This window comes from Mesorhizobium sophorae, assembly GCF_002270415.1.
In the GTDB taxonomy this organism is placed as follows: Bacteria; Pseudomonadota; Alphaproteobacteria; order Rhizobiales; family Rhizobiaceae; genus Mesorhizobium; species Mesorhizobium sophorae.
Genome location: NZ_NNRI01000022.1, coordinates 359,332 through 383,152, shown reverse-complemented (window position 1 = coordinate 383,152; position 23,821 = coordinate 359,332). Strand labels below are relative to the sequence as shown.

The following is a 23,821-nucleotide window of genomic DNA, read 5'->3' as shown; positions in this document are numbered from 1 at the left end:
TCAACCGATAAGGATCTTGGTATCGGAAATGAACTTGAATACCGGCACTGCCATGTTCTCGGGCGCCGGGCCTTTGCGAATGCGGCCGGCCGTGTCGTATTGCGAACCGTGGCACGGGCAGAACCAGCCGCCGAATTCGCCTTCCTGGCCGAGCGGAATGCAGCCCAGATGCGTGCAGACCTGGACCATCACCATCCAGGCTTCCTTGCCGGGCGTGGTGCGGTTGGCGTCGGTCGCCGGCGCGTCGGCCGGAAGGTTCGCGTTGCGGGCGATCGGATCCTTGAGGTCTGCCAGCTTGACCGCCTCGCCGTCCTTCATCTCCTGCTCGGTGCGGTTGCGGACCACGACAGGCTTGCCACGCCATTTGACGATCAGCGACATGCCAGGGGTCAGTGAAGCGACGTCGACCTCGACGGAAGCCAACGCCAGTGTCGAGGCGTCAGGGCGCATCTGGTCGATGAACGGCCATGCGAGGGCACCCGCGCCGACCACCGCGGCCATGCCGGTGGCGACATAGAGAAAATCACGACGGTTGGGATCCTGGGTGTCGGTTGCGCTCACGGGTGCCTGATCCTTTCGCCTATTCCGCGCCGGTGGCTGAGCCTTGTTCCCCGCTCAATTGCGCCAACCCGACAGCGCATGGCGAACAGGCTTGCGAATTCCTCCGGCATTTGGACTTCGGTTTATGCGTGAAGCCCGTTTTTGTCCAGACGGGTGAAGGCACAAGGGCAGATTGTCGCGGGGACAAAATCCGCCGCCTGGCAGCGCGACGCCGAATGGCCACTGAGGATCGCTAAACAACAGGGAAACAACCGCAATTCCGGGGTTCACCTCCACCTCGACACCGGACACCGGCCCGGTCTATCTTCGCCACCATGGCACACGTCATAGACCGCGACACATGGGCCGTTCGCTCCGATGGCTGGAAGGGCGAGCTGCAATGCGGCGCCTACGGCTCCAGGTCCTGCCTGATCTTCAACTATCTGCCTGATGTCGGCGGCGGCCCCCGGCTCCACACGCATCCCTACGCAGAGATCTTCATCATCCGCCAGGGCACCGGCCTGTTCACGGTCGGCGACCAGGAGATCGAGGCCTTTGCCGGCCAGATCGTGATCGTTCCACCCAACACGCCGCACAAATTCACCAATCTCGGACCGGGCCCTCTGGAAACCACCGACATCCACGAGAACGGCACCTTCATCACCGAATGGCTGGAATGACCATGATCCCGATAGCGGGAACCAGTCTTCCCCGGAGATCATGGTCGAACAAAGGAGCTACTTCGCGCCGAGCCTGACCAGAACCGCCTTCGGGATGTTGTATTCGCGGATGACGGCGTCATGCTTTCGCAATCCGCACAGTTCGCGCTGGATGAAATAGCCGTGCACCGCCTCTGCGGCCTCCTTGAGGAGACGGGGACGCAGGTTCTCATCGCCATTGTCGCGCAGCCTCGCCAGCGTTTCCTCGACCCGCTGGCCGGCGCGGCCGAGTGCTGCCGCCTTCTCGGCGAGGATTTCATGGCCGAGCGCGTCGAAGGCGGCTTCGGCAGCTGTGGTGCCGGCGAGATGAGATGGCGGACGCAGCGACATTTCAACCTCCTTTCCCAAAAATCATGCGGTGTGTGACGAATTCTTCGCCTATCACCGGCTGGAAGCCAAGCCGCTCATAGAACGCGAAGGCTTCTTGCGGCGCACGGGTGTTCAGCGCGGCAAAATGCTGACGCGCCCTGTCGATGACGGTCTCGACCATCATGCGGCCAAGGCCGGTGCGGCGGTGACGCGCGCCGACGAACAGGTGCCGGACCCGGCCCTGGTCCCTGGCCCCGAAATAAGGATCGATGTTCAGCCCGCACACGCCAGCGAGGTCGCGGCCGTGCCATGTGCCGTACAGCGCCTCGCCCCGCTTCAGGAACTTGTTGCGGCCGCTCGCCCAGCCATCCGCCAGGCGCACCAGCATCCAGTAGCCCTCCAGCCGGCTCGCCTCCTTCAGCGCGTCGAAGGCCGGCGTGGTTGGCCGGAGCCGCTTGAGCACATAGCCGACCTCCGCCGGTCCACCCATGCCTCACTCCGCCGCCCCCTTATTCCGCCGGTCGTGTCTCTTCGAGCACGCTTTCCTCGTGATAGAGGAAGCCGCCGGACTGCCGCGTCCACAGCCGCGCATAGAGCCCGTCGAGTGCCACCAGTTCGTCATGCGTGCCTTGTTCGACGATGCGGCCGCCGTCGAGCACCACCAGCCGGTCGAGCGCGGCGATGGTCGACAGCCGGTGGGCGATGGCGATGACAGTCTTGTCCTCCATCAGCAGCGCCAGATTCTCCTGGATCGCCGCCTCGATGTCCGAGTCCAGCGCCGACGTCGCCTCGTCGAGGATCAGGATCGGCGCGTCCTTGAGGAAGACGCGGGCTATTGCCACGCGCTGGCGCTGGCCGCCCGACAGTTTGGCGCCGCGCTCGCCGACAAAGGCCTCGTAGCCGGCACGGTCCCGGTTGTCGCGAAGGCCCACGATGAACTCGTGCGCCTCGGCCTTCCTGGCTGCCGCGATCACCTCGGCATCGGTCGCGTCAGGCATGCCGAGCTTGATGTTGTCGCGCAGCGAACGGTGGAACAGTGCCGTGTCCTGGCTGACGACACCGATATTGGCACGCAGCGAATTCTGCGTCACACCGGCAACGTCCTGGCCATCGATGGTGATGGATCCGCTTTCCAGATCGTAGAGCCGCAGGATCAGATTGGCGAGCGTCGTCTTGCCGGCGCCGGAGGGTCCAACCAGCCCGACCTTCTCACCCGGCCGCACGACAAGGTCGATGCCGTTGAGCACGCCGAACCCCTTGCCGTAGTGGAACTCGACATTCTTGACCTCGATGCGCCCACCGGCCACCACGAGTTCTTTCGCGCCGGGCGCATCGGTGAGGCCGAGCGGCTGCGAGACCAGCGCCTTGGAGTTTTCCAGCACACCGAGATTCCTCAATATGCCGTTGAGCTGCATCATCACCCGGCCGAGCAGCATGTTGAGCCGCAGCACCAGCGACAGCGTGAAGGCGACCGCGCCGACGGTGATCGAGCCTTCGAGCCACAGATAGACGGCAAAGCAACCGATCGTCGTGATCATGATGCCCGACAGCGTCGTCAGCGCCATGCGCACGCCGGTCAGCCGGCGGGTGAAAGGGCGCAGCGCGTCGAGATAGATGTCGAAGCCGTTCTTGATATAGCGGTCGTCGCCATCGGCCGAGAACAGTTTCAGCGTCTGCACGTTGGAATAGGAATCGACGATGCGGCCGGTGATCATCGAGCCGGCTTCGGCGGTTTCCTCGGCGTGCTTGCGGATTGCCGGCAGATAGAGCTTGGCCAGCCAGCCGAAGGCGGAAATCCAGATCACCACCAGCACCGCCAGCCTGAGGTCCAGCCCGGCGACCAGCGCCAGCGTCGTCACCGTATAGACGATCATGAACCAGATGACCTCGATGAAGCTTTCCATCAGGTCGCCGGTGGCTTGGCCCGCCTGCCAGACCTTGGTGGCGATGCGGCCGGCGAAATCGTTCTGGAAGAAGGCGTAGGACTGGCGCGACACGTACCGGTGCGCCTGCCAGCGCACCAAATTGTAGAAGCCGGGCGTGATTGTCTGTTCGTCGACCAGCGCCGACAGGCCGACGACGATGGTGCGGATGACCAGCACCACTGCGATCATGAACAGCAGTTCGGGGCCGGCGGCATTCCACAGCGCGTGCCAGCTGCGCTCGCCGGGAAGCTGGTCGAGAATGTCGACCAGCCGTCCGACGAAGTAGAACAGGCCGGCTTCGACCAGCGGTGCGATGCCGCCGATGAGCAGCATGGCGAAAAAGGCGAATTTCGCCTGGCCGACATAGTGCCAGAGAAAACCGCCGACGCTCGTCGGTGGCCGGAGATTCGCCGGCTCCCTGAACGGATAGACCCAGTTCTCGAACCAGCGATAGACGGCTGTCATCATGCGGCGGCCATCATTCTGCGGCTTGCCCCTTTGCACGTGCGTCATTGGCGGCATCGGCCGGGCCATCGTCGAGCAGGAACCCTCCCGACTGACGCTGCCAGAGCTGCGCGTAGAGCCCGCCCCGGGCGACGAGTTCCTCGTGCGAACCTTCCTCGATGACGTGGCCCCTGTCCATCACCACCAGCCTGTCCATCGCCGCGATGGTCGACAGCCGGTGCGCGATGGCGATGACGGTCTTGCCTTGCATGAGCTTGTAGAGATTCTCCTGGATGGCCGCTTCAGCCTCGGAATCGAGCGCGGACGTCGCCTCGTCAAGGATAAGTATAGGTGCGTCCTTCAACATAACGCGAGCAATGGCGATGCGTTGCCGCTGGCCGCCGGACAATTTGACGCCGCGATCGCCGACATGGGCGTCGAATCCCTTGCGGTCCTTGGCATCCGAAAGCCCGGAGATGAAGTCCAGCGCCTCGGCGCGCCGCGCCGCCTCGACGAGCAATTCGTCGCTGGCGTCAGGCCGGCCATAGAGGATGTTTTCACGCACCGAACGATGCAGCAGGGAGGTGTCCTGCGTGACCATGCCGATCTGGGCGCGCAGCGAATCCTGCGTCACGCCGGCGATCTCCTGGCCGTCGATCAGAATCCGGCCAGCTTCCAGGTCGTAGAAGCGCAGCAGGAGGTTGACCAGCGTCGACTTGCCGGCGCCCGAGCGGCCGACAATGCCGACCTTCTCCCCCGGCTTCACCGTCAGCGACAGGCCCTCGATGACACCTTTCTGCTTGCCATAGTGGAAACGGATGTCGTCGAAGCGGATCTCGCCCCTGGTGACGGCGATGTCCTTGGCCCCCGGCCGGTCCTCGACCAGGCGCGGCAACGAGATCGAGGCGATGCCGTCCTGCACCGTGCCGATGTTCTCGAACAGGCCCGACATTTCCCACATGATCCACTGCGACATGCCCCACATCCGGAGCACCAGCCCGATGACCACGGCGACCGCACCGATCGTCACCGCCTGCCCCAGCCACAGCCATAGCGACAGCGCGGTGACGGAGAACAGCAGCAGCGCGTTCAGGATATAGAGGACGCCATAGAGCACCGTCACCAGCCGCATCGACCGGTAGACCGTCTCAAGGAAGCCGGCCATGCTCTCCTTGGCGAAGGATGCTTCGCGGCGGGCATGGCTGAACAGCTTGACGGTCTGGATGTTGCTGTAGCTGTCGACGACGCGGCCGGTCATGGTCGATCGGGCATTGGCCTGTTCTTCGCCGACCTTGCCCAGCCGCGGAATGAAATAGCGCAGCAGCAGGACATAGCCGACGAGCCAGACGACAAGCGGCGTTGCCAGCCGCCAGTCGGCCGAGCCGACGATGAACAGCATGCCGAGGAAATAGACGATGACGTAGTTCAGCACATCGATCAGCTTGATGACGCATTCGCGCACGGCGAGCGCCGTCTGCATCAGCTTGGTGGCGATGCGGCCGGCGAACTCGTCCTGGTAGAAGCTCATCGATTGCTTGAGCAGGTAGCGGTGCACCTGCCAACGTATGCGCATGGGGTAGTTGCCCATCAGCGTCTGCTGGTTGAGCAGCGAATGGAGCCACACCGTGCCCGGCAGCGCGAACAGCACGATGAACGCCATACCGGCGAGCTTCCAGGCTTCCGTCTGCAGGAAGGTTTCGCGATTCTGCCCCGACAGCCAGTCGACGATGCGGCCGAGGAAGCCGAACATCCACACTTCGGCGATGGCGATGGCCGTCACCAGCACCGCGTCAAGAAGGATGTAGGGCCAGGCCCCGCGTGTGTAATGCACGCAGAAAGCAACCAGCGTCTTGGGCGGCTCGACCGGTTCCGCTGCCGGGAACGGATCGAGCCTTTTTTCAAACCAGCCGAACAACATAAGTCATGCTCACAAATCTGTTTTCCGCTCACGCGGCGTGGGAACGTACGAAGTCGCCAGACCGCTTGGCGTCAAGGACCGATGGCTCGGAATCGTCCGAGCCATCGGTCCTGCTTCGCGCTATATAGGGGCTAGCAGGCTTTTCGCCGACAGCCGTGCTTGTCGATCCTGACGGCGCGGTGTCGACAACCCGGAGCTTCGGCCCCGGCCGGATCAGCCGGATGATCCGGCGCACCAGCGACGGCCGGCTCGGGTCGGGAACCGCGTGCGAGAAATCGACATCCGGCAGCATGCCGCGATGAGGCCGGCGGCGGACTTCGGCATGCACCGCCGACGAATAGGTTTCGCCGATCAGCAGCGCCCAGGTTGCCATTTTCTGGTCGTGCAGGCTCCTCGAGCCAGGTATTCTGTAGGGATCGAACATCGGTCCGTTCTCCGTGTGAAAATAGAGATAGAAAGGTGAAGCAATATCGTCCGCCGGCATTCGGCCGGAGGCACGGATTGCGTTGGTCTGGACACGACGGTAGTCGTCGGTCTGGACATGACGGCGAGCGTCAGTCTGGACACGACAAGTGTCGGTCTGGACAGCTTCAGGCGGGGCGTTCAGCCCCTTTGACAGTTTGAAAAACATCGCAGGATTCCTTCGAGAGCCGAAAAAGCGTTTCGGCGGGAATCGGTGCGATCAAGTCTTAGAGAGTCAGGAGAACCGTCGTACCGAAACCGCCGTGGGGCGTGCAAGCCCACGAGAGGGGCGCTGGATGTGCATGGTCATCATGAATTACCCCTCCATCGGTTCGGGTTGACAATGGGCCTGACATACCCGACTTCGCAGAAAATGGCCATCCGCAGATCTAGGAATTTCCAAAACCGCGAGCCGGCTGTGGCCGATCTGCCACTTATTAGAAGGATGCGGAAATGAACGACCGTCTCCGCATCGCGCTCTACCAGCCTGATATCGCCGGCAACACCGGCACAATCCTGCGCTTCGCCGCTTGCCTCGGACTTGGCGTCGATATCATCGAACCGGCCGGCTTTCCGATCTCCGACCGGGCACTGAAGCGAGCCGGCATGGATTACCTCGAAATGGCTGATCTGACCCGGCATGTCGATTGGCACGCCTTCGAGGACTGGCGCAGGGCCGGCGCCCGCCGGCTGGTACTTCTGTCGACCAAGGCCGCGATTCCCTACACGAGCTTTGCCTTCGCCAGTGGCGACATCCTTTTGTTCGGCCGCGAATCCGCAGGCGTGCCGGATGCTGTCCATCAAGCGGCAGATGCGCGGCTGACCATCCCCATGCAGGGCGCCGCGCGCAGCATCAACGTAGCACTGTCCGTCGCCATGGTGGCCGGCGAAGCCGTCCGGCAACTCGGATGCGTCGGGAGATAGAGCAGTTCTCCGTGGAATGGTGAACCGGTCCAGCGGCTCGCAGCCGCCCATCAATTTGACCCAGGCGCACATCGCTCTCTCCTCATTTGCACATCCGGGGTTTCTTGCTACAAGCTCAACTTAACTTGAGGTCAAGCGATAAAATCGAGGCGGGAAAGTAAGGATGGCACCAATAACGGAATTGACGGTCGGCCAGGTGGCGATGCGCAGCGGGGTGGCGGTGTCAGCGCTGCATTTCTATGAGGCGCGCGGCCTGATCCGCAGCCACCGCACGTCGGGCAACCAGCGCCGCTACGGCCGCGACGTGCTGCGGCGCGTGGCGATCATCAAGGTGGCGCAGGAGGTCGGCATCTCACTGGGCGAGATCGGTGCCGCACTGGCATCGCTGCCCGAGGGCCGCACGCCGACCCGCGACGACTGGAACCTTTTGTCGACCGCCTGGCGCGACGGGCTCGATCACAAGATCGCCCAGTTGAAGAAACTGCGCGACGGGCTGACCGACTGTATCGGCTGCGGCTGCATGTCGATCGACAAATGCCCGCTCAGGAACAAGGGGGATCGCCTGTCAAGGGAAGGCACGGGGGCGAGAAGGCTGGTGGCTCCCCCTTCTCCCCGTTCACGGGGGTGAGAAGCGGTTCGCGTAGCGAACGAAAAGCCAACTGCTTGGCTTTTCGAGCGTCGAACGCCCTGAGTCTGCGAAGGGCTGGGCATCCAGCGGCCCTCGCATTTACGCGAACTGACCGCTCACCCTCCGTAAACGGGGCGAGGAAATCCTAATCCGCCGCCGGCAGCCGCCTGATGGTGAATTCGATCAGGTCGCCCGGTCGCTCGAACCAGCTTTCGATCTCGGTCCAGTAGGCCTGCTTGGGAAAGCGCTCGAACCATTCCTTGGCCTTGAGGCGCGCATCGGAGCGCGGCAGCACGAAGGTCTCGCGCAAAAACCCGTCGCGTGGCATGCGCGTGCGCTCGGTCCGGCTTTGGTCGAGCCTTTTCTTCAGGCCATCCAGTGGTGGTCTTGCCGGGGTGCGCACGAAACAACTCCTTGCACCTTAATGACGCTTGGACACTTGACCCTTGCCCCTAAGAGATTAGGGATCGCGCCGGCAAAAGACGAGTCATTTGTAGGGACTCGCCCCTCGCAACCGGAGACGGCACTTGGAACGACCTGAAATACCGGCAGGCCTGCCCGCCGACATCGAACAGAAGAAGATGAAGGCGCGCCTGTGGTTCGAGGCGCTGCGAGAACGCATCTGTGGCGCCTTCGAGCAGATCGAGCAGGATCTTGGCGGCCCGCTGGCCTCGTGGTCGCCGGGCCGTTTCGAAAAGACGCCATGGGAGCGTGACGAGGGCCGCGGCGGCGGCGGCACCATGTCGATGATGCACGGCCGCGTCTTCGAGAAGGTCGGCGTCCACACCTCGACGGTCTATGGCGAGTTCTCACCCGAATTCAGGAAGCAGATGCCCGGCGCCGAGGAAGACCCGCGCTTCTGGGCCAGCGGCATTTCGCTGATCGCGCACCCCTGGAACCCCAACGTTCCGGCCGTGCACATGAACACCCGCATGGTCGTCACGTCTAGCCAATGGTTCGGCGGCGGCGCCGATTTGACGCCGGTGCTCGACCGCCGGCGCACCCAGGACGATCCCGACACCATCGCCTTCCACCGGGCCATGCAGTTCGCTTGCGAGAAAAGCCCCGAGGTCGCCGACTATCCGAAATTCAAGGCCTGGTGCGACGAGTATTTCTATCTGCCGCATCGCAACGAGCCGCGCGGCACCGGCGGCATCTTCTTCGACTGGCTGCATTCGGGCGAGGACAAAGGCGGCTGGAACGCCGATTTCAACTTCGTCCAGGATGTCGGACGATCTTTTCTCGTCGTCTACGGCCACCTCGTGCGCGCCAACTTCAATGAGAACTGGACCGATGGCGACCGCGACGAACAGCTCATCCGGCGTGGCCGCTATGTCGAGTTCAACCTGCTTCACGATCGCGGCACCATCTTCGGACTGAAGACCGGCGGCAATGTCGCCTCGATCCTCTCCAGCCTGCCGCCCGAGGTCCGCTGGCCGTAACAAAATGGTGAGCGCGATGTGAGCCGCATTGATGTCCCATTTGCTCGAAATGGGCATGGAATGTGGCATACAGCACCCCGAAAGATTTCTTTTTCGTCTAATAGGCGATTGAAAAAGCTGGCCTATTTCCTGCGCCGGGTCGCCTGAGAGCAAAACAAAGCGAGCCGCGACCCGACGCGACCGGACGGCCCAGACGATGCGGGACATCTTCGTCAAAAAGGATACCCGCCTTTTCCAGGAGTACCTCGCAGTGCGCAAGATCATTGTTTCGGCGGCCGCCGCTGCCCTTCTCGCTTCCGGTTCGGTGGCATTCGCCGCCGTCAAGCACACCACCGGAACGATCAAGACATTTGACGCAACGGCCATGAGCCTTGTCCTCGATGACGGATCGTCTTTTACGCTTCCCAAGACCTTCAAGGATCCTGGCCTTCAGGTCGGTGAAAAGGTTCGCGTCTCATGGGAGATGAGCGGCAAGAACAAGGTTGCCGAGGCCGTCAAGATCGCAAAGTGACAGCCTGCCTGCCACAGCGGGACGAGACGATCTCTGGTCCTGTTTCGGGGTAGCGTAAGAGGGCGGAGCAGCGCTGCTCCGCCTTTTCGCCGTTGACTGCGACCAATGCCGCCCCATCTGTGTTATGCTGTTCCCCCGCTCGCGGCCCAAGTTCCCATCCTGGATTTGGACCATGAGCCGAAAACTATCGGAGCCTCAGGCTCCGCGGAGGAAAAGGAGAAATCCCATGAAACAATTTCACTGCGGGTCGCTCGTGCCCGGCTGTGACTGGCACACGCGTGCCGACGAGGAGGCCGAGGTCATGCGCCGTGCTGTAGAGCACATGCGCGAGACCCATGGCGAGGCGGTCATCCGCGAGACGATGATCGAGGCGATCCGCTCGCGCATCGAGAAGACCCGCGACGCTGCGTGACTTCAGCCTGCTTTCAAGGCTTCCGCGGCGCGTTCAAGCAGCGCGCCGCGATCGGGAGAAAACCCCTCTTCGACCCATTCCGTCTCAAGGTTCTTGAGGATTTCGCCAAGCTTGGGCCCTGGAGTTGCGCCGAGCCGCGTCAGATCGGCGCCCTTTAGCGGAAACAACGGCTTTTCCCATTTCAGGGCGAAGGCAAGCAGGCGCGAAAAGCCACCGGCTTCGAGCAACGCGTCATTGTCCTGGATAGCGCGCATCCGCGCTGCCGCAAGCGACAGCCGCAGGCGATCGACAAACCCTTGCCGGTCGCCACGATAGAGCCGCTTTGCCAACTCGCCCTCCGTCGTCTTCGGCTCGGCGGCGGTGGCCAACGCCCAGTGGCGCAGGCGATCCGCTTCGGCGGTCGAAAATTTGAGCCGCTCGGCGAGCGTCTTCATGCGCGCGGCATCCGGCGGCACCATCGCTTCCAGCCTGAGCAGCGGGTCAGGTGCCCAGTCCAGATCCTTCTCGGCCTTGGTCAGCGCATGGATCGCGTCGATGCCCCATTTCTCGCTTTCCGGCAGCGCGGCGGTCAACACGCCGGCCTGCCGCATCCAGAGCAACGCCCGCGAAGGATCGGGCGCCGACAGAAGCTTCTTCAGTTCCGACCAGATGCGCTCGGCCGAAAGCTGGGCCAGCCCTTCCTTCAGCCGGGCACAGGCTTTCAGCCCCTCGGCATCCGGCCGGCCATCGCCGTACCAGGCGAAGAAGCGGAAGAAGCGCAGGATGCGCAGATAATCCTCGCGGATGCGCGCTTCCGGATCGCCGATGAAGCGCAACCGGCGCGCCTCGATGTCGGCGATGCCGCCGACCAGGTCGATCACCGTGCCATCGGCCTCGGCATAGAGCGCGTTGATGGTGAAGTCGCGCCGCTCGGCGTCGAGCTTCCAGTCGCTCCCGAACGACACCTTGGCGCGACGGCCATCGGTCTCGACATCGGCGCGTAAGGTGGTGATCTCATATGGCTTGCCGCCGGCAACCACGGTGATCGTCCCATGCTCGATGCCGGTCGGAACCGCCTTGAAGCCTTCCGCCTCGGCGCGGCGGATGGTTTCCTGCGGCAGACACGTGGTGGCGATGTCGATGTCGGCAACCGGCTGGCCCATCAGCGTGTTGCGTACCGCGCCACCGGCAACACGCGCCTCTTCGCCGCTTTGCGCCAATGCGGCAAGCAGGCGCTGCAGATGCTTGTCGCCGAGCCACTCGGCCCGGCCCGCGATAGAGACATTCACGCATAGAGCCTTTCGTAGAGCGTACGGATAATGCCGGCGGTGACGCCCCAGATGCGCCGGTCGCCATAGGGCATGTCGTAGAAGAACCATTCGAGATCGTTCCACATGCGGCTGTCGCGCTTGTGGTTGGCCGGGTCCATCAGGAAACGCAGCGGCACTTCGAAGGCGGCATCGACCTCGTCGGCATTCAAGCTGAGCCGGAAACCGGACCGCACGATGCCCAGCACCGGCGCGATGCGGTAGCCGCTGCCGGCTACGTAGTCGGGCATGCGGCCGATGATCTCGATGCGATCCTGAGCAAGGCCGATTTCCTCGAAGGTCTCGCGCACAGCCGCCGCTTCCGGACTGGCATCGGTCGCATCGATGGTGCCGCCGGGAAAGGCCACCTGCCCCGAATGGTTGCGCAGCCTTTCGGCCCGTTTGGTCAACAGAACCGTGGCTTCGCCCTCATGATCGACCACAGGGATCAGCACTGCGGCATTGCGCAGCGGCTTGCCATGGTTGAGGCGTGGATGGCCTGGATTGAAGCGATGGTCGCCATAGTCGTCGCCGGCATGCGCATCCGGCTGTGCCGCAAAGCGCGCGCGAAAGTCCACTGCGGAAAACGGCGCCGTTGACATCTGGTCCATCACGCGCTCAGCCGCTTCAACTGGTCCGCCGGCATGATCGCAAACACCGCACCGTTCGAACGCACAGCGAACATGGTCTTGCCGCCGATCTCGATCTCCTCGCCATGTCCGACCAGCTCATACATCACCGGCCGCGCAACCAGCGCTTCCAGCCGGCCGCGCACCAGCACATAGGGTTTCAGGCCACCGGTCTCGCTCTCGTCGACAAAGCGCAGCGGCCGTTCCGGTCCGGCTTCGACGACATCGCCGACATTGGTGCGAAAGGTGATGATCTGCGCGTCGCCGGTGCCCGAAACATCCATCTCAACGGCGATGAACGGCGCGTCGGCGACGCGGATGCCGACCCGTTCCACCGGTGTCACCAGATAGGTCCTGCCGTCCGCGTCCTTGCGCAGCACCGAGGAGAAGAGCTGCACCAGCGGCATGCGTCCGATCGGCGTGCCGAGATAGAACCAGGTGCCGTCAGCCTTGATTTCCATGTCGAGATCGCCGCAGAAGTCGGGATTCCAGCGCTCGACCGGCGCCGCGCCCTTGCCGGCGCGGGCCGCGCGCGAAATCAGCGCCTCGAGACCGCGCGCCTCGGTGGCGGTCGTAAGGCTTTGTTGGCGATGTTCGGAGTGTTCCGTCATGGTCACGAAATAGTCACTGTTGTTCCGCTTGTCAGCCTAAGTCTGTGATTTAAGTTTTGACATAGGCGCCACGCGAGGCCGAATCGCGGCAACCTATGCTATGGTGCGTGCCGGTATTTCCAACCATGGTATCTCCAACCAAAGGGATCGAAGCTGCATGAGCGTGATGGTCAAGGAAAGCCCAATGAGCGAAACGGACATGATCGCCGAGGCCGAGAAGGCGCTTGCCGACATCTCCAGGATCCGCGACGGGGTCGGCCGGGTCATCTTCGGCCAGGAGAGCGTCGTCGAGCGCACGCTGGTGGCGCTGCTGGCCGGCGGTCATGCGCTGCTGGTCGGCGTGCCGGGCCTCGCCAAGACCAAGCTGGTCGAGACGCTGGGCGTCGTGCTCGGCCTCGATTCACGCCGCATCCAGTTCACGCCCGACCTGATGCCGTCCGATATCCTCGGCTCCGAGGTGATGGAGCAGGACGAGTTCGGCAAGCGTTCCTTCCGTTTCATCTCCGGGCCGATCTTCGCCCAGCTTTTGATGGCCGACGAGATCAACCGTGCCTCGCCGCGCACCCAGTCGGCGCTGCTGCAGGCGATGCAGGAATACCACGTCACCATTGCCGGCGCCCGCCACGACCTGCCGGCGCCCTTCCATGTGCTGGCGACGCAGAACCCGCTGGAGCAGGAAGGCACCTATCCCTTGCCCGAGGCCCAGCTCGACCGCTTCCTGATGCAGGTCGACATCCTTTACCCCGAAATCGAGGCCGAGCGCCGCATCCTGTTGGAAACCACCGGCATCGAGGACGCCAAGGCGCAGAACGTGCTGAACCCGGTGCGGCTGAAGGAGATCCAGACGCTGATCCGCCGCATGCCGGTGCCGGAAAGCGTCGTCGAGGCGATCCTGACGCTGGTGCGCTCGGCGCGCCCCGGCCAGGGCAATGTCGAGACCGACAAGCATGTCGCCTGGGGCCCCGGCCCGCGCGCCAGCCAGGCGCTGATGCTGTGCACAAGGGCGCGCGCGCTTTACGATGGGCGGCTGGCGCCCTCCATCGATGATGTCCGTGCGCTGGCCGAGCCGGTGTTGCAGCATCGCATGGCGCTGACCTTCGCCGCCCGCGCCGAAGGCACCAGCGTGCGCGACGTGGTGGCGAAGCTGGTGAAGGGGATTTGATGGCGCGCATCGGCGAGGTCCAGGCTCCGGCAGCGACGCGCGACGCGCTCGCTCGTGGCCGGTTGCGAGCCTCGCTTGTGCCTGACCTGCTGGTCGAGGCGCGCCGCATTGTCAACACCGTGATCGCCGGCTGGCATGGCCGCCGCAAGCGCGGCATCGGGGAGAATTTCTGGCAGTTCCGGCCCTATGTCGAAGGCGATGCCTCGCGCATCGACTGGCGCCGCTCGGCCCGCGACGACCACACCTATGTGCGCGACCGCGAATGGGAAGCCGCCCATACGGTGTGGCTGTGGGCCGACCCGTCGCCGTCGATGCTCTACAAATCGACCGGCGCCAGCGTGTCCAAGCAATCGCGCGCGCTGGTGCTGACTCTGGCGATGGCCGAGCTGTTGTCGCGCAGTGGCGAGCGCATCGCCTGGCCCGGCCTCACCGATCCGTTTACCGCCCGCAACGGCGCCGAGCGCATTGCCGCCCAACTCATGCACGCCGGCGAGTTGCCTGCAAAACCCGACCTGTCCGACATCCGCCGCTTCTGCGACATCGTCATCGCCAGCGACTTCCTCGATCCGGTCGAGGAGACGATGGCGTGGCTCGATGTGCTCGCCCGCCATGGCGTGCGCGCGCATCTGATTGAGGTCGCCGACCCGGCCGAGGAAACCTTCCCCTATGCCGGCCGCACCGAATTCACCGATCCCGAGACCGGCGACAAGCTGACCGCCGGCCGCGCTGAAATGCTGGGAGGTGAATACCGCCTGCTCTACACCGCCCGCCGCCACGAACTGGCTGCCTGGTGCAAGCGGCTCGGCTGGAGCTTTACCGTCAACCACACCGATCGGCTGGCTTCCGATGCGCTGGTGCGCCTGCACATGGCGATGACCGCCGACGGCGGTTATGCCGGGCTGGCCGCAAGCGGCCATGCCGGGCTGGCCAGTGGCGGTCGCGCCGGGAAGGCCGTCGCATGAGCTGGCTGCCGCTCTCCTTTGGCGCCCCCATGGTGCTGTGGGGCCTGCTGGCGCTGCCGGTGATCTGGTGGCTGTTGCGGCTGACGCCGCCCAAGCCGCAAACCGAGATCTTCCCGCCGCTGAAGATCCTGGCGCGTGTGTTGAAGCGCGAGGAAACGCCGCAGCAGAGCCCGTGGTGGCTGACGCTGCTCAGGCTCTTTATGGCGGCGCTCATTGTCGCCGCCCTTGCCGAGCCGGTGTTCAACCCGCGCGAAAAACTGCCGGCCGAGGGCGCGGCCCTTGCGTTGGTCATCGACAATGACTGGGCAAGTGCCGCCGACTGGAACAAGCGCGTCGCCACCGCCGAGCGGCTGATCAAAGACGCTGGCTCAAACGGCGTGCCGGTCATCGTCGCCTTCACCGCCGAAAAGCCCAATTCGGAAATCGGCCCGTTCGATGCCGCCGCCGCCCTCGACCGGCTGCGTGCCGCCAAGCCACGGCCGATCCCGACCGACCGGCCCGCCGTCTATGCCCGCGTCGCCGGGGTGCTGGACACCTTGCCCGGCGCCAGCGTCGCCGTGCTTGCCGACGGCCTGGCAGCGAAGGGCGACGAGGCCGCCTTCAACACGCTGTTGTCGAAAAATGCCGCCCGTGTCGTGTGGGCCAGTTCAGACCGGCTGTCGCTGACCGGCCTGACCACCGCCGACAACCAGGTCGACGGCTTTGCGCTGACCGCCATCCGCGCGCCGGGCGACCCGGCACCGGCACAAGTCACCGCCGGCGCTTTCGACGACAAGGGCCGCCGCATCGCCGATGCGACGCTGACCTTTTCCCCTGGCGAAACCACCGCCACCGGCACCATGGCGGTGCCGTTCGAGCTGCGCAACGACTTTGCCTCGATCGCGCTCGACGGCGAGCGCCAGGCCGGTGCTGTGCGCGTCCTTGACGAAAGCTCCAAGCGCCGCCGCGTCGGGCTGCTGTCGCAGGCCGAGGCCGACCAGGCGCAGCCGCTTTTGTCGCCGCTCTACTACATCAGGCGCGCGCTGCAGCCCTTCGCCGATCTCGTCGAACCCTCCAGCGCCGACCTCGCCGACGCCATCCCGCAGATCCTCGACCAGAAGCCGGCGATGATCGTCATGGCCGACATCGGCACCATTCCCGCACAGGTTCGGCAAAGGCTGGTCGACTGGGTCGACAATGGCGGCACGCTGGTGCGTTTCGCCGGCTCGCGGCTGGCCGCCGCCGGCAACGACGACGACCTGCTGCCGGTCCGCCTGCGCACCGGCGAGCGTTCGCTCGGCGGCGCCCTGTCATGGACGTCACCGCAACCGGTCACCGAATTCCCCAAGGCCGGTCCGTACGCCGATCTTGCGCCGCCGACGGAAGTCACCGTCACCAGGCAGGTCCTGGCCGAGCCGACGCCCGACATTGTCGAGCGCACCTGGGCCGCACTCGCCGACGGCACGCCGCTGGTCACCGGACTGAAGAAAGGCAAGGGCACGCTGGTGCTGTTCCACGTCACGCCCGAGGCGACCTGGTCGAACCTGCCGATCTCGGGCAGTTTCGTCGAGATGCTGCGCCGCATCGTGCAGTTGTCGCGCAACCAGGGCGCGGCGATCGCCAACGCCGAAGCCGCGGCCACCTCGCTGGCGCCCTACCGCATGATATCAGCCGACGGCTCGCTGGTGCCGCCCACGCCGGATGCACGGCCGCTGGTGCCGGGTCCCGCGCTGGCGGTGACCTTCGAGAACCCGCCCGGGCTCTACGGCTCCGAGACCGGCGTCTTCGCCCACAATTTGCTCGATGCCGCAAGCAAGCTGGCGCCGCTGGCGCGCCCACAAATCACCGTTCCGGTCACATCGATCCAGTACGCCTTTGACGAATCGCGCAATCTGAAGGGCGCGCTGGTCGCCGCCGCTCTGGTGCTGATGCTGCTCGACACGCTGGCGGTGTTCTGGATGGGCGGCCTGTTTGCCCGCCGGCCGCGCCGTGCCGGTGGCGTGGCCACCACCGCCGCGATCCTGATTGCGATCGGCGCGCTGTTTGGCCATGCCGATCCTGCCCGCGCCGACGACGCCAAACCGGGCGACGAGGTCGCTATCGAGGCCATATCGAAGACCCGCATCGCCTATGTGCTGACCGGCGTGCCGGGCGACGATTCGATCAGCCGCGCCGGGCTCGAAGGCCTGACCCGCTTCCTGGTCGAGAAGACGGCGCTGGAACCCGGCGCGCCGGCCGGCGTCGACATCGCGAAGGACGAGCTGTCGTTCTATCCCTTGATCTACTGGCCGATCGATCCGGCCGCACCGATGCCGAGCCAGGCCGCGATCGCCCGCATCGACGCCTATATGCAGCAGGGCGGCACGGTGCTGTTCGACACGCGCGACCAGTTCGCCAACGGCATCGGCGCCGATTCGACCAGCCCGGCGACGGAGCGGCTGCGCGACATCCTCGGCAACCTCAACGTGCCGCCGCTGGAGCCGGTGCCATCCGACCACGTGCTGACCAAATCCTTCTTCATCCTGCCCGAATTTCCCGGCCGCTTCAGTGGCAGCCCGCTCTGGGTCGAGGCCTCGCTCGACGCCAGCAATGCGGAGAACCGGCCGGTGCGCACCGGCGACGGCGTCTCGCCGATCATGATCACCGCCAATGATTTCGCCGGCGCCTGGGCGGTCGACGAGAATGGCGATCCGCTGCTGCCGACCGTGCCGGCGGACCCGATGCAGCGCATCTACGCGCTGCGCGCCGGCGTCAACATCATGATGTACATGCTGACCGGCAACTACAAATCCGACCAGGTGCATGTGCCCATACTGCTCGAACGGCTGGGGCAGTAGGATGACGTGCTTTGTTGCGTTCCCAACGCGGAATTGCCCTCCCCACAAGGGGGAGGCTAATTCATGAACTGGTCGATCTCCCTCGAGCCGCTGATCTCCTGGCCCCTGCTGGCTCTGGTGCTGGTGCCGCTGGCGCTGCTGGCGCTCATAGGCCTGTGGTTTCGCCAGCGCGGTGCCGTTTTCCGCTTCGTCGCCCTGCTGGCACTCGCCGCCGCCCTGTTCAATCCGGTGTTCCTCAACGAGGAACGCGAGCCGCTGAAAAGCGTCGTCGCCCTCGTCGTCGACCGCAGCCAGAGCCAGGATATCGGCGACCGCACTAGGCAGACCGACGAGGCACTGGCCGGGCTGCAGCAGCGTCTTGGCCGCTTCAAGCAGTTCGATGTGCGAGTCGTCGAGGCCGGCAAATCGCAAGCCGCCGAGGAGCGCACCGAGACACGGCTGTTCGGCGCGCTCGAAGGCGCTTTCCGCGACGTGCCGCCGTCGCGCATTGGCGGCGCCATCATGATCACCGATGGCGAGGTGCATGACGCGCCCGCGGGCAGCCCCGATTTCAACGCGCCGCTGCATGCCCTGATCACCGGCAACGATCACGAGAAGGATCGCCGCATCCGCTTCGAGAACGCACCGCGCTTCGGGCTTGTCGGCAAGCCGCTCGACATGACCTACCGCGTCATCTCGACGGAAAACGAGACCAGCCCGGTCGAAGTGCGCGTCTCGGTCAATGGCGAGCAGGTCGCGGTCGAACATGCCACCGTCGGCCAGGCCATGCCGCTGCAGGTGACCATTCCGGGCGCTGGCCGCAACATCGTCGAGCTCGCCATCGACCGCGAGCCGGGCGAACTGACCGACACCAACAACCGCGCCATCGCGCTCATCGATGGCATTCGCGAAAACCTGCGCGTGCTGCTCGTCTCCGGCGAGCCGCATGCCGGCGAGCGTACCTGGCGCAATCTCTTGAAATCCGACGCCTCGGTCGATCTCGTTCATTTCACCATTTTGCGGCCGCCGGAAAAGCAGGACGGCACGCCGATCAACGAGTTGTCCCTGATTGCCTTCCCGACCCGCGAACTGTTCGTCGAGAAGATCAAGGATTTCGATCTCATCATCTTCGACCGCTACCAGCACCGCGATGTGCTGCCGATCCTCTACTACGACTACATCTCCGAATATGTCGAAAAGGGCGGCGCGCTGCTGATCGCGGCCGGCCCCGAATATGCTGGCGAAAGCTCGATCGCGCGCACGCCGCTGATGTCGGCCCTGCCGGCGATGCCGACCGGCGAGGTGGTCGACAAGGCCTTCTATCCGCGCCTCACCGACCTCGGCCAGCGCCACCCGGTGACGCGCGGGCTCGACGGTTCGGCCACCGAGCCGCCGCACTGGAGCCGCTGGTTCCGCACCATCGGCGTGCAGAATCCCGAAGGCGAAGTGGTGATGAAGGGCGCCGACAACCGGCCCCTGCTCTTGCTCGACCGCAAGGGAGAGGGCCGCGTCGGCATGCTTCTGTCCGACCAGGGCTGGCTGTGGGCCCGCGGCTTCGAGGGTGGCGGCCCGCATGTCCAGCTCTACCGGCGCATCGCGCACTGGCTGATGAAGGAGCCCGATCTCGAGGAGGAGCGGCTGACCGCCGACGGTCGCGGCATGGTGCTGGAAATCCGCCGCCAGACCATGGCCGATGCTCCCGGCCCGGCGCAGATCATCACCCCGTCCGGCAAGACCTTGACCGTCAAGCTCGACAAATCCGATCCCGGCGTCTTCCTCGGCAGCGTCGAGACCAGCGAGATTGGCCTCTACCAGGTCGCCAATGGCGACCTCACAGCGCTCGCCCATGTCGGGCCGGTCAACGCGCCGGAATTCGCCGATGTCATTTCCACGGAGAACCGGCTGAGAACGCCGGCGGAAGCCACCGGCGGCAGCGTGCGGCGACTGGCGTCATCCACGGCCCTTGGCAGTGACATTACGCTGCCCTCCATCGTGCCGGTGCGCTCTTCCGGTCAGGCCACCGGCAGCGATTGGATCGGCCTGCGCACGACTGACGACAGCGTGCTCAAGGCGGTCTCGCGCGTACCGCTGTTCGGCGGCTTCCTCGGTCTCGGCCTGCTGCTTCTGGCGATGGGTTCGATGTGGTACCGCGAGGGGCGGTAGGGCTACTCTTCCGGCTCGGTCGTGAACAGCAGCGGATAGCCCTTGGCCTTGCCGGCATCGGTCGCCCGTGTCGCCTTGGTCTCGGCGACATCCTTGGTGAAGACGGCAACAACGCAGACGCCGCGCCGGTGCGCGGTGATCATGATCCTGTGCGCCTGGTCTTCGCTGAGCTTGAACTCGCCCTTCAGCACCGTCACCACGAATTCGCGCGGCGTGAAATCGTCATTGATGAGGATGACCTTGTAGAGCTTTGGCCGCTCGGTCTGCGGCTTGACCTCGGTACGCGGTTTTGTGGTGATTTCAGGCATCGGAACCGACAATTTTGCGCAAGCGACCTGGCCCGCATTCTGACACCAGCGAATTCAACCGTCCATTTTGATTGACGCGCAAAGCCGGTCCGGAGGGCGCCGCCATTGACGACTATGTGGGAACTCTCGGTTGCCGTTCAACGGTCCTGGCGGCCGAAGATGCGGCGGCCGGGAATCTGCCGCGCGGCTGTGACGGACGGCATATCGGACCGAAGGCGGTTTCCGCCCGCATCCGCCCGGCGTTCCAGCCATGCCGCGATCGGCCACGCGACGACGCAGATCAGCGTTGTGCCGGTGAGCAAGATCAGCACCCAGGTCTGTGCCGGCGTGATGTAGTCCCAGTTGGTGGAAATCTCCGGTGCGAACAGCGAAGGCTCGGTGCGTCCGCTGGCCGGATCGGGCACCGGGCTGGCGGTGAGCAGGATCAGCACCCTGGCGGCACCGGTGGCGACCAGACCGCCAACCACCAACGAACGCAGAGTGGACGAAAGCCGCTTCTTCATGCGGATTGTCCTACATTGCCGGCATTGCAAACGGGTTAAAGTCGGTCGGGGCGGAAGCTGCCGGCGCGAGGCTTCGGCCAAACATCGGTAGGCTAACCGTCCGCTACATCGCCGATATCAGGGCTTTCAGCGGTCGGACAGGAAGAAGGCCGCCCCAGCCGAAAAACAACTGGAACGGCCTTGTCGCAGACGGGCAAGTTATGCCCGATCTGGATTAAGCCTTCGGGGCGTCCTTCTTGACGGCCTTCGTCGGAGCCTTCTTGTGCTTCTTGGTCTTCTTGACGACCTTCTTCGGGGCAGTCTTGGCCGGGGCGGCAGTAGCCGGAGCGGTGGTGGTCGTCGAAGCAGCCGGAGCAGCGGTCGTGGTGGCAGCGGCGTTACCGAGAGCCGGCATCGCGAAGGCGAGAGCGACGGCGAGACCGGTTGCGGAGAGGATGGACTTCTTCATGGCTTCACTTCCTTTTTTAGCGGGTCGAGTTTTCGAGCGTCACTGAACCGGGTCGTTCGGCGTCACTCCAAGCAGCTTCAAAGCGTTGGCGAGCATCCGGATGCCCTGTGCCTGTTTCTTGGCGGCGCAGTACCGGTTACCCTTTCTCTGAAGTGCCTTTGCCGCGGTGACCTGCGTTGCCGCGGCATGGGTTTCGAGGGCTTCATCAAATTGGTGGCTGAGATTGGCGCACCGTTCGCTCCGGGTGGTGGGCGTCACCTTTGCGTCCGATTGTTCGATAGCGGCAGTAACCAGGCAAATGCCCAGCAACGCACCCAACAAACTGATCGACAACCTTGGCATCGGTTTATCCGTAAACCCCGAGACTAGCGTCGCAGCCGATGACCTGACCGCCACGAGACCAGTTATGCCTTTGTATTTTTTCAGGAGTTTTTCTGAACTGTAGAATTTTGTTTCTGGATTGTGTCTGGGAAAGTCGGTGTGGGCGCATCATCACCACTGGCCAACATATGGCCTGAATTCTATCGTGTGGGTTGCGACAGAACGGCTTGGCAATCAAACAATGACAGGGCTGCTGTGAAATCCGACGCACACATACTGATCGTCGACGACGACAAGGGCATCCGCGACCTGCTGCAGGAATTCTTCCAGAAGCGGGGCCTGCACACCTCGGTTGCCGCAGACGGCACCGAGATGGAGGCCATCCTGCGCCGCGCCCAGGTGGACCTCATCGTCCTCGACGTGATGCTGCCCGGCAAGAGCGGGCTGGAACTGTGCCGCGACCTTCGCGCCCAGTACTCGACACCGATCATCATGCTGACCGCCGTCACCGAGACCACGGACCGCGTGGTCGGCCTGGAGATGGGCGCCGATGACTATGTGCCCAAACCATTCGACCCGCGCGAGCTTCTGGCGCGCATCCGCGCCGTGCTGCGGCGCAACGGCGCCGCCGAGCCAAAGCGCGCCACCACCAAGCAGATCTACCGCTTCGCCGGCTGGACGATGGACTGTTCGCGACGTCGGCTGATCGCCCCCGACGATGTCAGGGTCGAGCTGACCATGGCGGAATTCAACCTGCTGCAGACCTTCGTCAAGAGCGCGCAGCGCGTGCTGACGCGCGACCAGCTCATCGAACTGTCCGGCGGCGACAGCGACTATTCCTTCGACCGCAGCATCGACATCCTGGTCAGCCGGCTGCGGCGCAAGATGGAAGACGACCCGAAGACGCCCAAGCTGATCCTGACCGTGCGCAGCGGCGGCTACCAGTTCCTGCCCGAGACGACCTCCGAATGAGACGTTTCCTGCCGCAGACCTTGCCTGTCTGGGTGCTGCTGATCGTCATCGCCGGCCTGCTGATCAGCCAGGTCGCGACCCTCTACATCGTGTCGCGCGACCGCGCCGCCGCCAATGACGAGGTCGACCTCTACCGGCTCAACGACCGCGCTTACTCGCTGGTGCAGCTCATGCATGACGCCACGCCTGAGCAACGCAAGGCGACGGCGACCGGCTTGTTCAATTCCACCTACGCGCTCACCGTCTCGGACACGCCGGCAGTCACCTCGTCGATTGCCGGCGACGACGAACTGGCGGAACTTGAAGACATCCTCGTCGGCCGGCTGTCGAAATTCGGCATCACCGATGCGCGGGTGCGGCGCGACCCGGCGACGCGCGAGGCCGACGACGCCACCGGCATGGCGCCGGGACCCGATATCGGCCAGGTCGAGCGTGACCTCCTGGTGCTGGCCGCCGACTTCGCCCAGAGCGACAAGTTGACGGCGTCGCTGCGTTTCGCCGACGGCCAATGGTTGAACTTCACCGAGCCGAACACGCCCGTCGGTCCGATCCTGAGCTTCGACAGCCTGCCGCTCTATTCGCTGATCGCCGGACTGGTGGTGATCATGTCGATCTGGTCGCTGCGCCGGCTGACGGCGCCCTACCGGATGATGGAAACCGCGGTGAACCGGATCGGCAAGGACCTGAAGAGCCCGCCGATCGCCGAAAGCGGCAGCCGCGAGGTGCGTGCCGCCGCCAAGGCGATCAACGCCATGCAGGCCAGGTTGCGCGAATATGTAGAGGACCGCGAACATCTGGCGGCGGCGCTGGCGCATGATCTGCGCACGCCGATGACACGGATGCGCCTGCGCCTGGAACTCTTGCGCAAATCGGCGGTTCGCGAGGCGCTGGCGCACGATCTCGCCGATGTCGAGAGCATCGCCAGCTCGGTGATCGACTTCGCCACCTTCGAGGTGACCGAGGAAAAGAGCGAACGCATTGACTTCTGGTCGCTCGTAGAGTCGATCGCCGACAGCTATGACGACATCTCGTTCGATGACGACACCCGCTCGCGTGGCCTGATTTGCATGGCACGGCCGGTCGCGCTCAGGCGTTGCGTCACCAATCTGATGCAGAACGCGATCACCTATGGCAAGAAGGCGCATATCAGCCTGCGCCGCTCGGAGAACATGATCCTGCTCACCATCCGCGACGAAGGGCCGGGCATACCGCAGGCGCAGATCGACGCCGTGTTCGGCTCGTTCGTACGCCTCGAACAATCCCGCAACCGCCAGACCGGCGGTCTCGGTCTCGGCCTGACCATTGCCCGCAACATCGCGCGGGCCGCCGGCGGAGAGATCAGCCTGTCCAACAACCCGGGCGGTGGCCTGCTGACGCAACTGCGCCTGCCGCTGGCGGCGTAGGGCGATCTGGAACCACCAGGCAGC

26 protein-coding genes are annotated in these 23,821 nt (G+C 64.5%); 12 read left to right on the top strand and 14 right to left on the bottom strand.

Annotation, left to right across the window (positions count from 1 at the left end; all coding sequences use genetic code 11):
• Positions 1-561, bottom strand: coding sequence for a ubiquinol-cytochrome c reductase iron-sulfur subunit (gene petA / locus CGZ66_RS32885; RefSeq protein ID WP_095090846.1), 561 nt, complete (start codon positions 559-561; stop codon positions 1-3).
• 314 nt (positions 562-875) lie between these two features.
• Between petA and CGZ66_RS32880 the strand changes: the two genes are divergently transcribed.
• Complete coding sequence (locus CGZ66_RS32880) at positions 876-1,220, top strand: cupin domain-containing protein (protein WP_095090845.1); 345 nt, start codon at positions 876-878, stop codon at positions 1,218-1,220.
• A 57-nt stretch (positions 1,221-1,277) separates the two neighbouring features.
• Here the strand turns inward: CGZ66_RS32880 and CGZ66_RS32875 are convergent, their stop codons facing one another.
• The 5 genes from CGZ66_RS32875 to CGZ66_RS32855 are packed head-to-tail and all read right to left on the bottom strand — an operon-like array spanning position 1,278 to position 6,486.
• The gene (locus CGZ66_RS32875; protein WP_095090844.1) at positions 1,278-1,589 is read right to left on the bottom strand and encodes a DUF6665 family protein; all 312 of its coding nucleotides are present in this window, start codon (positions 1,587-1,589) and stop codon (positions 1,278-1,280) included.
• Position 1,590: 1 nt separating this feature from the next.
• The gene (locus CGZ66_RS32870) at positions 1,591-2,058 is read right to left on the bottom strand and encodes a GNAT family N-acetyltransferase (RefSeq protein WP_095090843.1); all 468 of its coding nucleotides are present in this window, start codon (positions 2,056-2,058) and stop codon (positions 1,591-1,593) included.
• Between the two features lie 19 nt (positions 2,059-2,077).
• Positions 2,078-3,961 carry an ABC transporter ATP-binding protein gene (locus CGZ66_RS32865; protein WP_095091698.1) on the bottom strand — a complete coding sequence of 628 codons (1,884 nt, stop codon included), beginning with the start codon at positions 3,959-3,961 and terminating at the stop codon, positions 2,078-2,080.
• 10 nt (positions 3,962-3,971) lie between these two features.
• A complete protein-coding gene (locus CGZ66_RS32860; protein WP_095090842.1) occupies positions 3,972-5,855 on the bottom strand; it encodes an ABC transporter ATP-binding protein in 1,884 nt (627 codons plus the stop codon).
• Between the two features lie 28 nt (positions 5,856-5,883).
• A complete protein-coding gene (locus CGZ66_RS32855; RefSeq protein ID WP_167392343.1) occupies positions 5,884-6,486 on the bottom strand; it encodes a hypothetical protein in 603 nt (200 codons plus the stop codon).
• Positions 6,487-6,770: 284 nt separating this feature from the next.
• Between CGZ66_RS32855 and CGZ66_RS32850 the strand changes: the two genes are divergently transcribed.
• Together CGZ66_RS32850 and soxR are read left to right on the top strand one after the other, a co-directional pair.
• A complete protein-coding gene (locus tag CGZ66_RS32850) occupies positions 6,771-7,241 on the top strand; it encodes a tRNA (cytidine(34)-2'-O)-methyltransferase (protein ID WP_095090841.1) in 471 nt (156 codons plus the stop codon).
• 163 nt (positions 7,242-7,404) lie between these two features.
• Positions 7,405-7,869, top strand: a complete 465-nt coding sequence (gene soxR, locus CGZ66_RS32845; RefSeq protein ID WP_095090840.1) for a redox-sensitive transcriptional activator SoxR — start codon at positions 7,405-7,407, stop codon at positions 7,867-7,869.
• 145 nt (positions 7,870-8,014) lie between these two features.
• Here soxR and CGZ66_RS32840 read toward each other — a convergent pair whose 3' ends face one another.
• Positions 8,015-8,272, bottom strand: coding sequence for a hypothetical protein (locus tag CGZ66_RS32840; protein ID WP_095090839.1), 258 nt, complete (start codon positions 8,270-8,272; stop codon positions 8,015-8,017).
• A gap of 124 nt (positions 8,273-8,396) precedes the next feature.
• Here CGZ66_RS32840 and hemF point away from each other — a divergent pair, with 124 nt between their 5' ends.
• The 3 genes from hemF (at position 8,397) to CGZ66_RS32825 (ending at position 10,234) form a co-directional block, all read left to right on the top strand.
• A complete protein-coding gene (gene hemF, locus CGZ66_RS32835; RefSeq protein WP_095090838.1) occupies positions 8,397-9,311 on the top strand; it encodes an oxygen-dependent coproporphyrinogen oxidase in 915 nt (304 codons plus the stop codon).
• A gap of 250 nt (positions 9,312-9,561) precedes the next feature.
• On the top strand, positions 9,562-9,822 hold the full coding sequence (locus CGZ66_RS32830; protein ID WP_095091696.1) for a DUF1344 domain-containing protein: 261 nt from the start codon (positions 9,562-9,564) through the stop codon (positions 9,820-9,822).
• A 226-nt stretch (positions 9,823-10,048) separates the two neighbouring features.
• A complete protein-coding gene (locus tag CGZ66_RS32825; protein WP_095090837.1) occupies positions 10,049-10,234 on the top strand; it encodes a DUF1059 domain-containing protein in 186 nt (61 codons plus the stop codon).
• Between the two features lie 2 nt (positions 10,235-10,236).
• Here the strand turns inward: CGZ66_RS32825 and CGZ66_RS32820 are convergent, their stop codons facing one another.
• From CGZ66_RS32820 to CGZ66_RS32810, 3 genes are read right to left on the bottom strand one after another with little or no spacing between them, the layout of a single operon-like run.
• The gene (locus CGZ66_RS32820) at positions 10,237-11,502 is read right to left on the bottom strand and encodes a CCA tRNA nucleotidyltransferase (protein WP_095090836.1); all 1,266 of its coding nucleotides are present in this window, start codon (positions 11,500-11,502) and stop codon (positions 10,237-10,239) included.
• Complete coding sequence (locus CGZ66_RS32815; RefSeq protein ID WP_095090835.1) at positions 11,499-12,131, bottom strand: CoA pyrophosphatase; 633 nt, start codon at positions 12,129-12,131, stop codon at positions 11,499-11,501. The genes CGZ66_RS32820 and CGZ66_RS32815 overlap by 4 nt, the downstream gene beginning before the upstream one ends.
• Complete coding sequence (locus CGZ66_RS32810) at positions 12,131-12,760, bottom strand: DUF1285 domain-containing protein (protein WP_095090834.1); 630 nt, start codon at positions 12,758-12,760, stop codon at positions 12,131-12,133. The genes CGZ66_RS32815 and CGZ66_RS32810 overlap by 1 nt, the downstream gene beginning before the upstream one ends.
• A gap of 157 nt (positions 12,761-12,917) precedes the next feature.
• Here CGZ66_RS32810 and CGZ66_RS32805 point away from each other — a divergent pair, with 157 nt between their 5' ends.
• From CGZ66_RS32805 to CGZ66_RS32790, 4 genes are all read left to right on the top strand, one after another.
• A complete protein-coding gene (locus CGZ66_RS32805; RefSeq protein ID WP_095090833.1) occupies positions 12,918-13,922 on the top strand; it encodes an AAA family ATPase in 1,005 nt (334 codons plus the stop codon).
• Entirely contained in the window at positions 13,922-14,884 is a 963-nt protein-coding gene (locus CGZ66_RS32800) for a DUF58 domain-containing protein (RefSeq protein ID WP_095090832.1), read from the top strand. The genes CGZ66_RS32805 and CGZ66_RS32800 overlap by 1 nt, the downstream gene beginning before the upstream one ends.
• On the top strand, positions 14,881-17,700 hold the full coding sequence (locus CGZ66_RS32795) for a DUF4159 domain-containing protein (protein ID WP_095090831.1): 2,820 nt from the start codon (positions 14,881-14,883) through the stop codon (positions 17,698-17,700). The genes CGZ66_RS32800 and CGZ66_RS32795 overlap by 4 nt, the downstream gene beginning before the upstream one ends.
• Positions 17,701-17,763: 63 nt before the next feature.
• A complete protein-coding gene (locus tag CGZ66_RS32790; protein WP_095090830.1) occupies positions 17,764-19,842 on the top strand; it encodes a hypothetical protein in 2,079 nt (692 codons plus the stop codon).
• A 2-nt stretch (positions 19,843-19,844) separates the two neighbouring features.
• On the opposite strand, the gene clpS is transcribed toward CGZ66_RS32790, so the two are convergent.
• The 4 genes from clpS to CGZ66_RS32770 all read right to left on the bottom strand — a co-directional run bounded on the left by clpS (position 19,845) and on the right by CGZ66_RS32770 (position 21,443).
• Complete coding sequence (gene clpS / locus CGZ66_RS32785; protein WP_095090829.1) at positions 19,845-20,150, bottom strand: ATP-dependent Clp protease adapter ClpS; 306 nt, start codon at positions 20,148-20,150, stop codon at positions 19,845-19,847.
• A gap of 137 nt (positions 20,151-20,287) precedes the next feature.
• Positions 20,288-20,653 carry a hypothetical protein gene (locus CGZ66_RS32780; protein ID WP_095090828.1) on the bottom strand — a complete coding sequence of 122 codons (366 nt, stop codon included), beginning with the start codon at positions 20,651-20,653 and terminating at the stop codon, positions 20,288-20,290.
• A 214-nt stretch (positions 20,654-20,867) separates the two neighbouring features.
• On the bottom strand, positions 20,868-21,101 hold the full coding sequence (locus tag CGZ66_RS32775) for a hypothetical protein (protein WP_095090827.1): 234 nt from the start codon (positions 21,099-21,101) through the stop codon (positions 20,868-20,870).
• Between the two features lie 39 nt (positions 21,102-21,140).
• On the bottom strand, positions 21,141-21,443 hold the full coding sequence (locus tag CGZ66_RS32770) for a hypothetical protein (protein ID WP_095090826.1): 303 nt from the start codon (positions 21,441-21,443) through the stop codon (positions 21,141-21,143).
• 234 nt (positions 21,444-21,677) lie between these two features.
• On the opposite strand from CGZ66_RS32770, the gene CGZ66_RS32765 reads away from it, so the two are divergent.
• Together CGZ66_RS32765 and CGZ66_RS32760 are read left to right on the top strand one after the other, a co-directional pair.
• The gene (locus CGZ66_RS32765; RefSeq protein ID WP_095090825.1) at positions 21,678-22,394 is read left to right on the top strand and encodes a response regulator; all 717 of its coding nucleotides are present in this window, start codon (positions 21,678-21,680) and stop codon (positions 22,392-22,394) included.
• Positions 22,391-23,797: an ATP-binding protein gene (locus tag CGZ66_RS32760; RefSeq protein WP_095090824.1), complete on the top strand. Its 1,407-nt coding sequence runs from the start codon at positions 22,391-22,393 to the stop codon at positions 23,795-23,797. Before CGZ66_RS32765 ends, CGZ66_RS32760 begins: the two co-directional genes overlap by 4 nt.
• Positions 23,798-23,821: the final 24 nt, after the last annotated feature.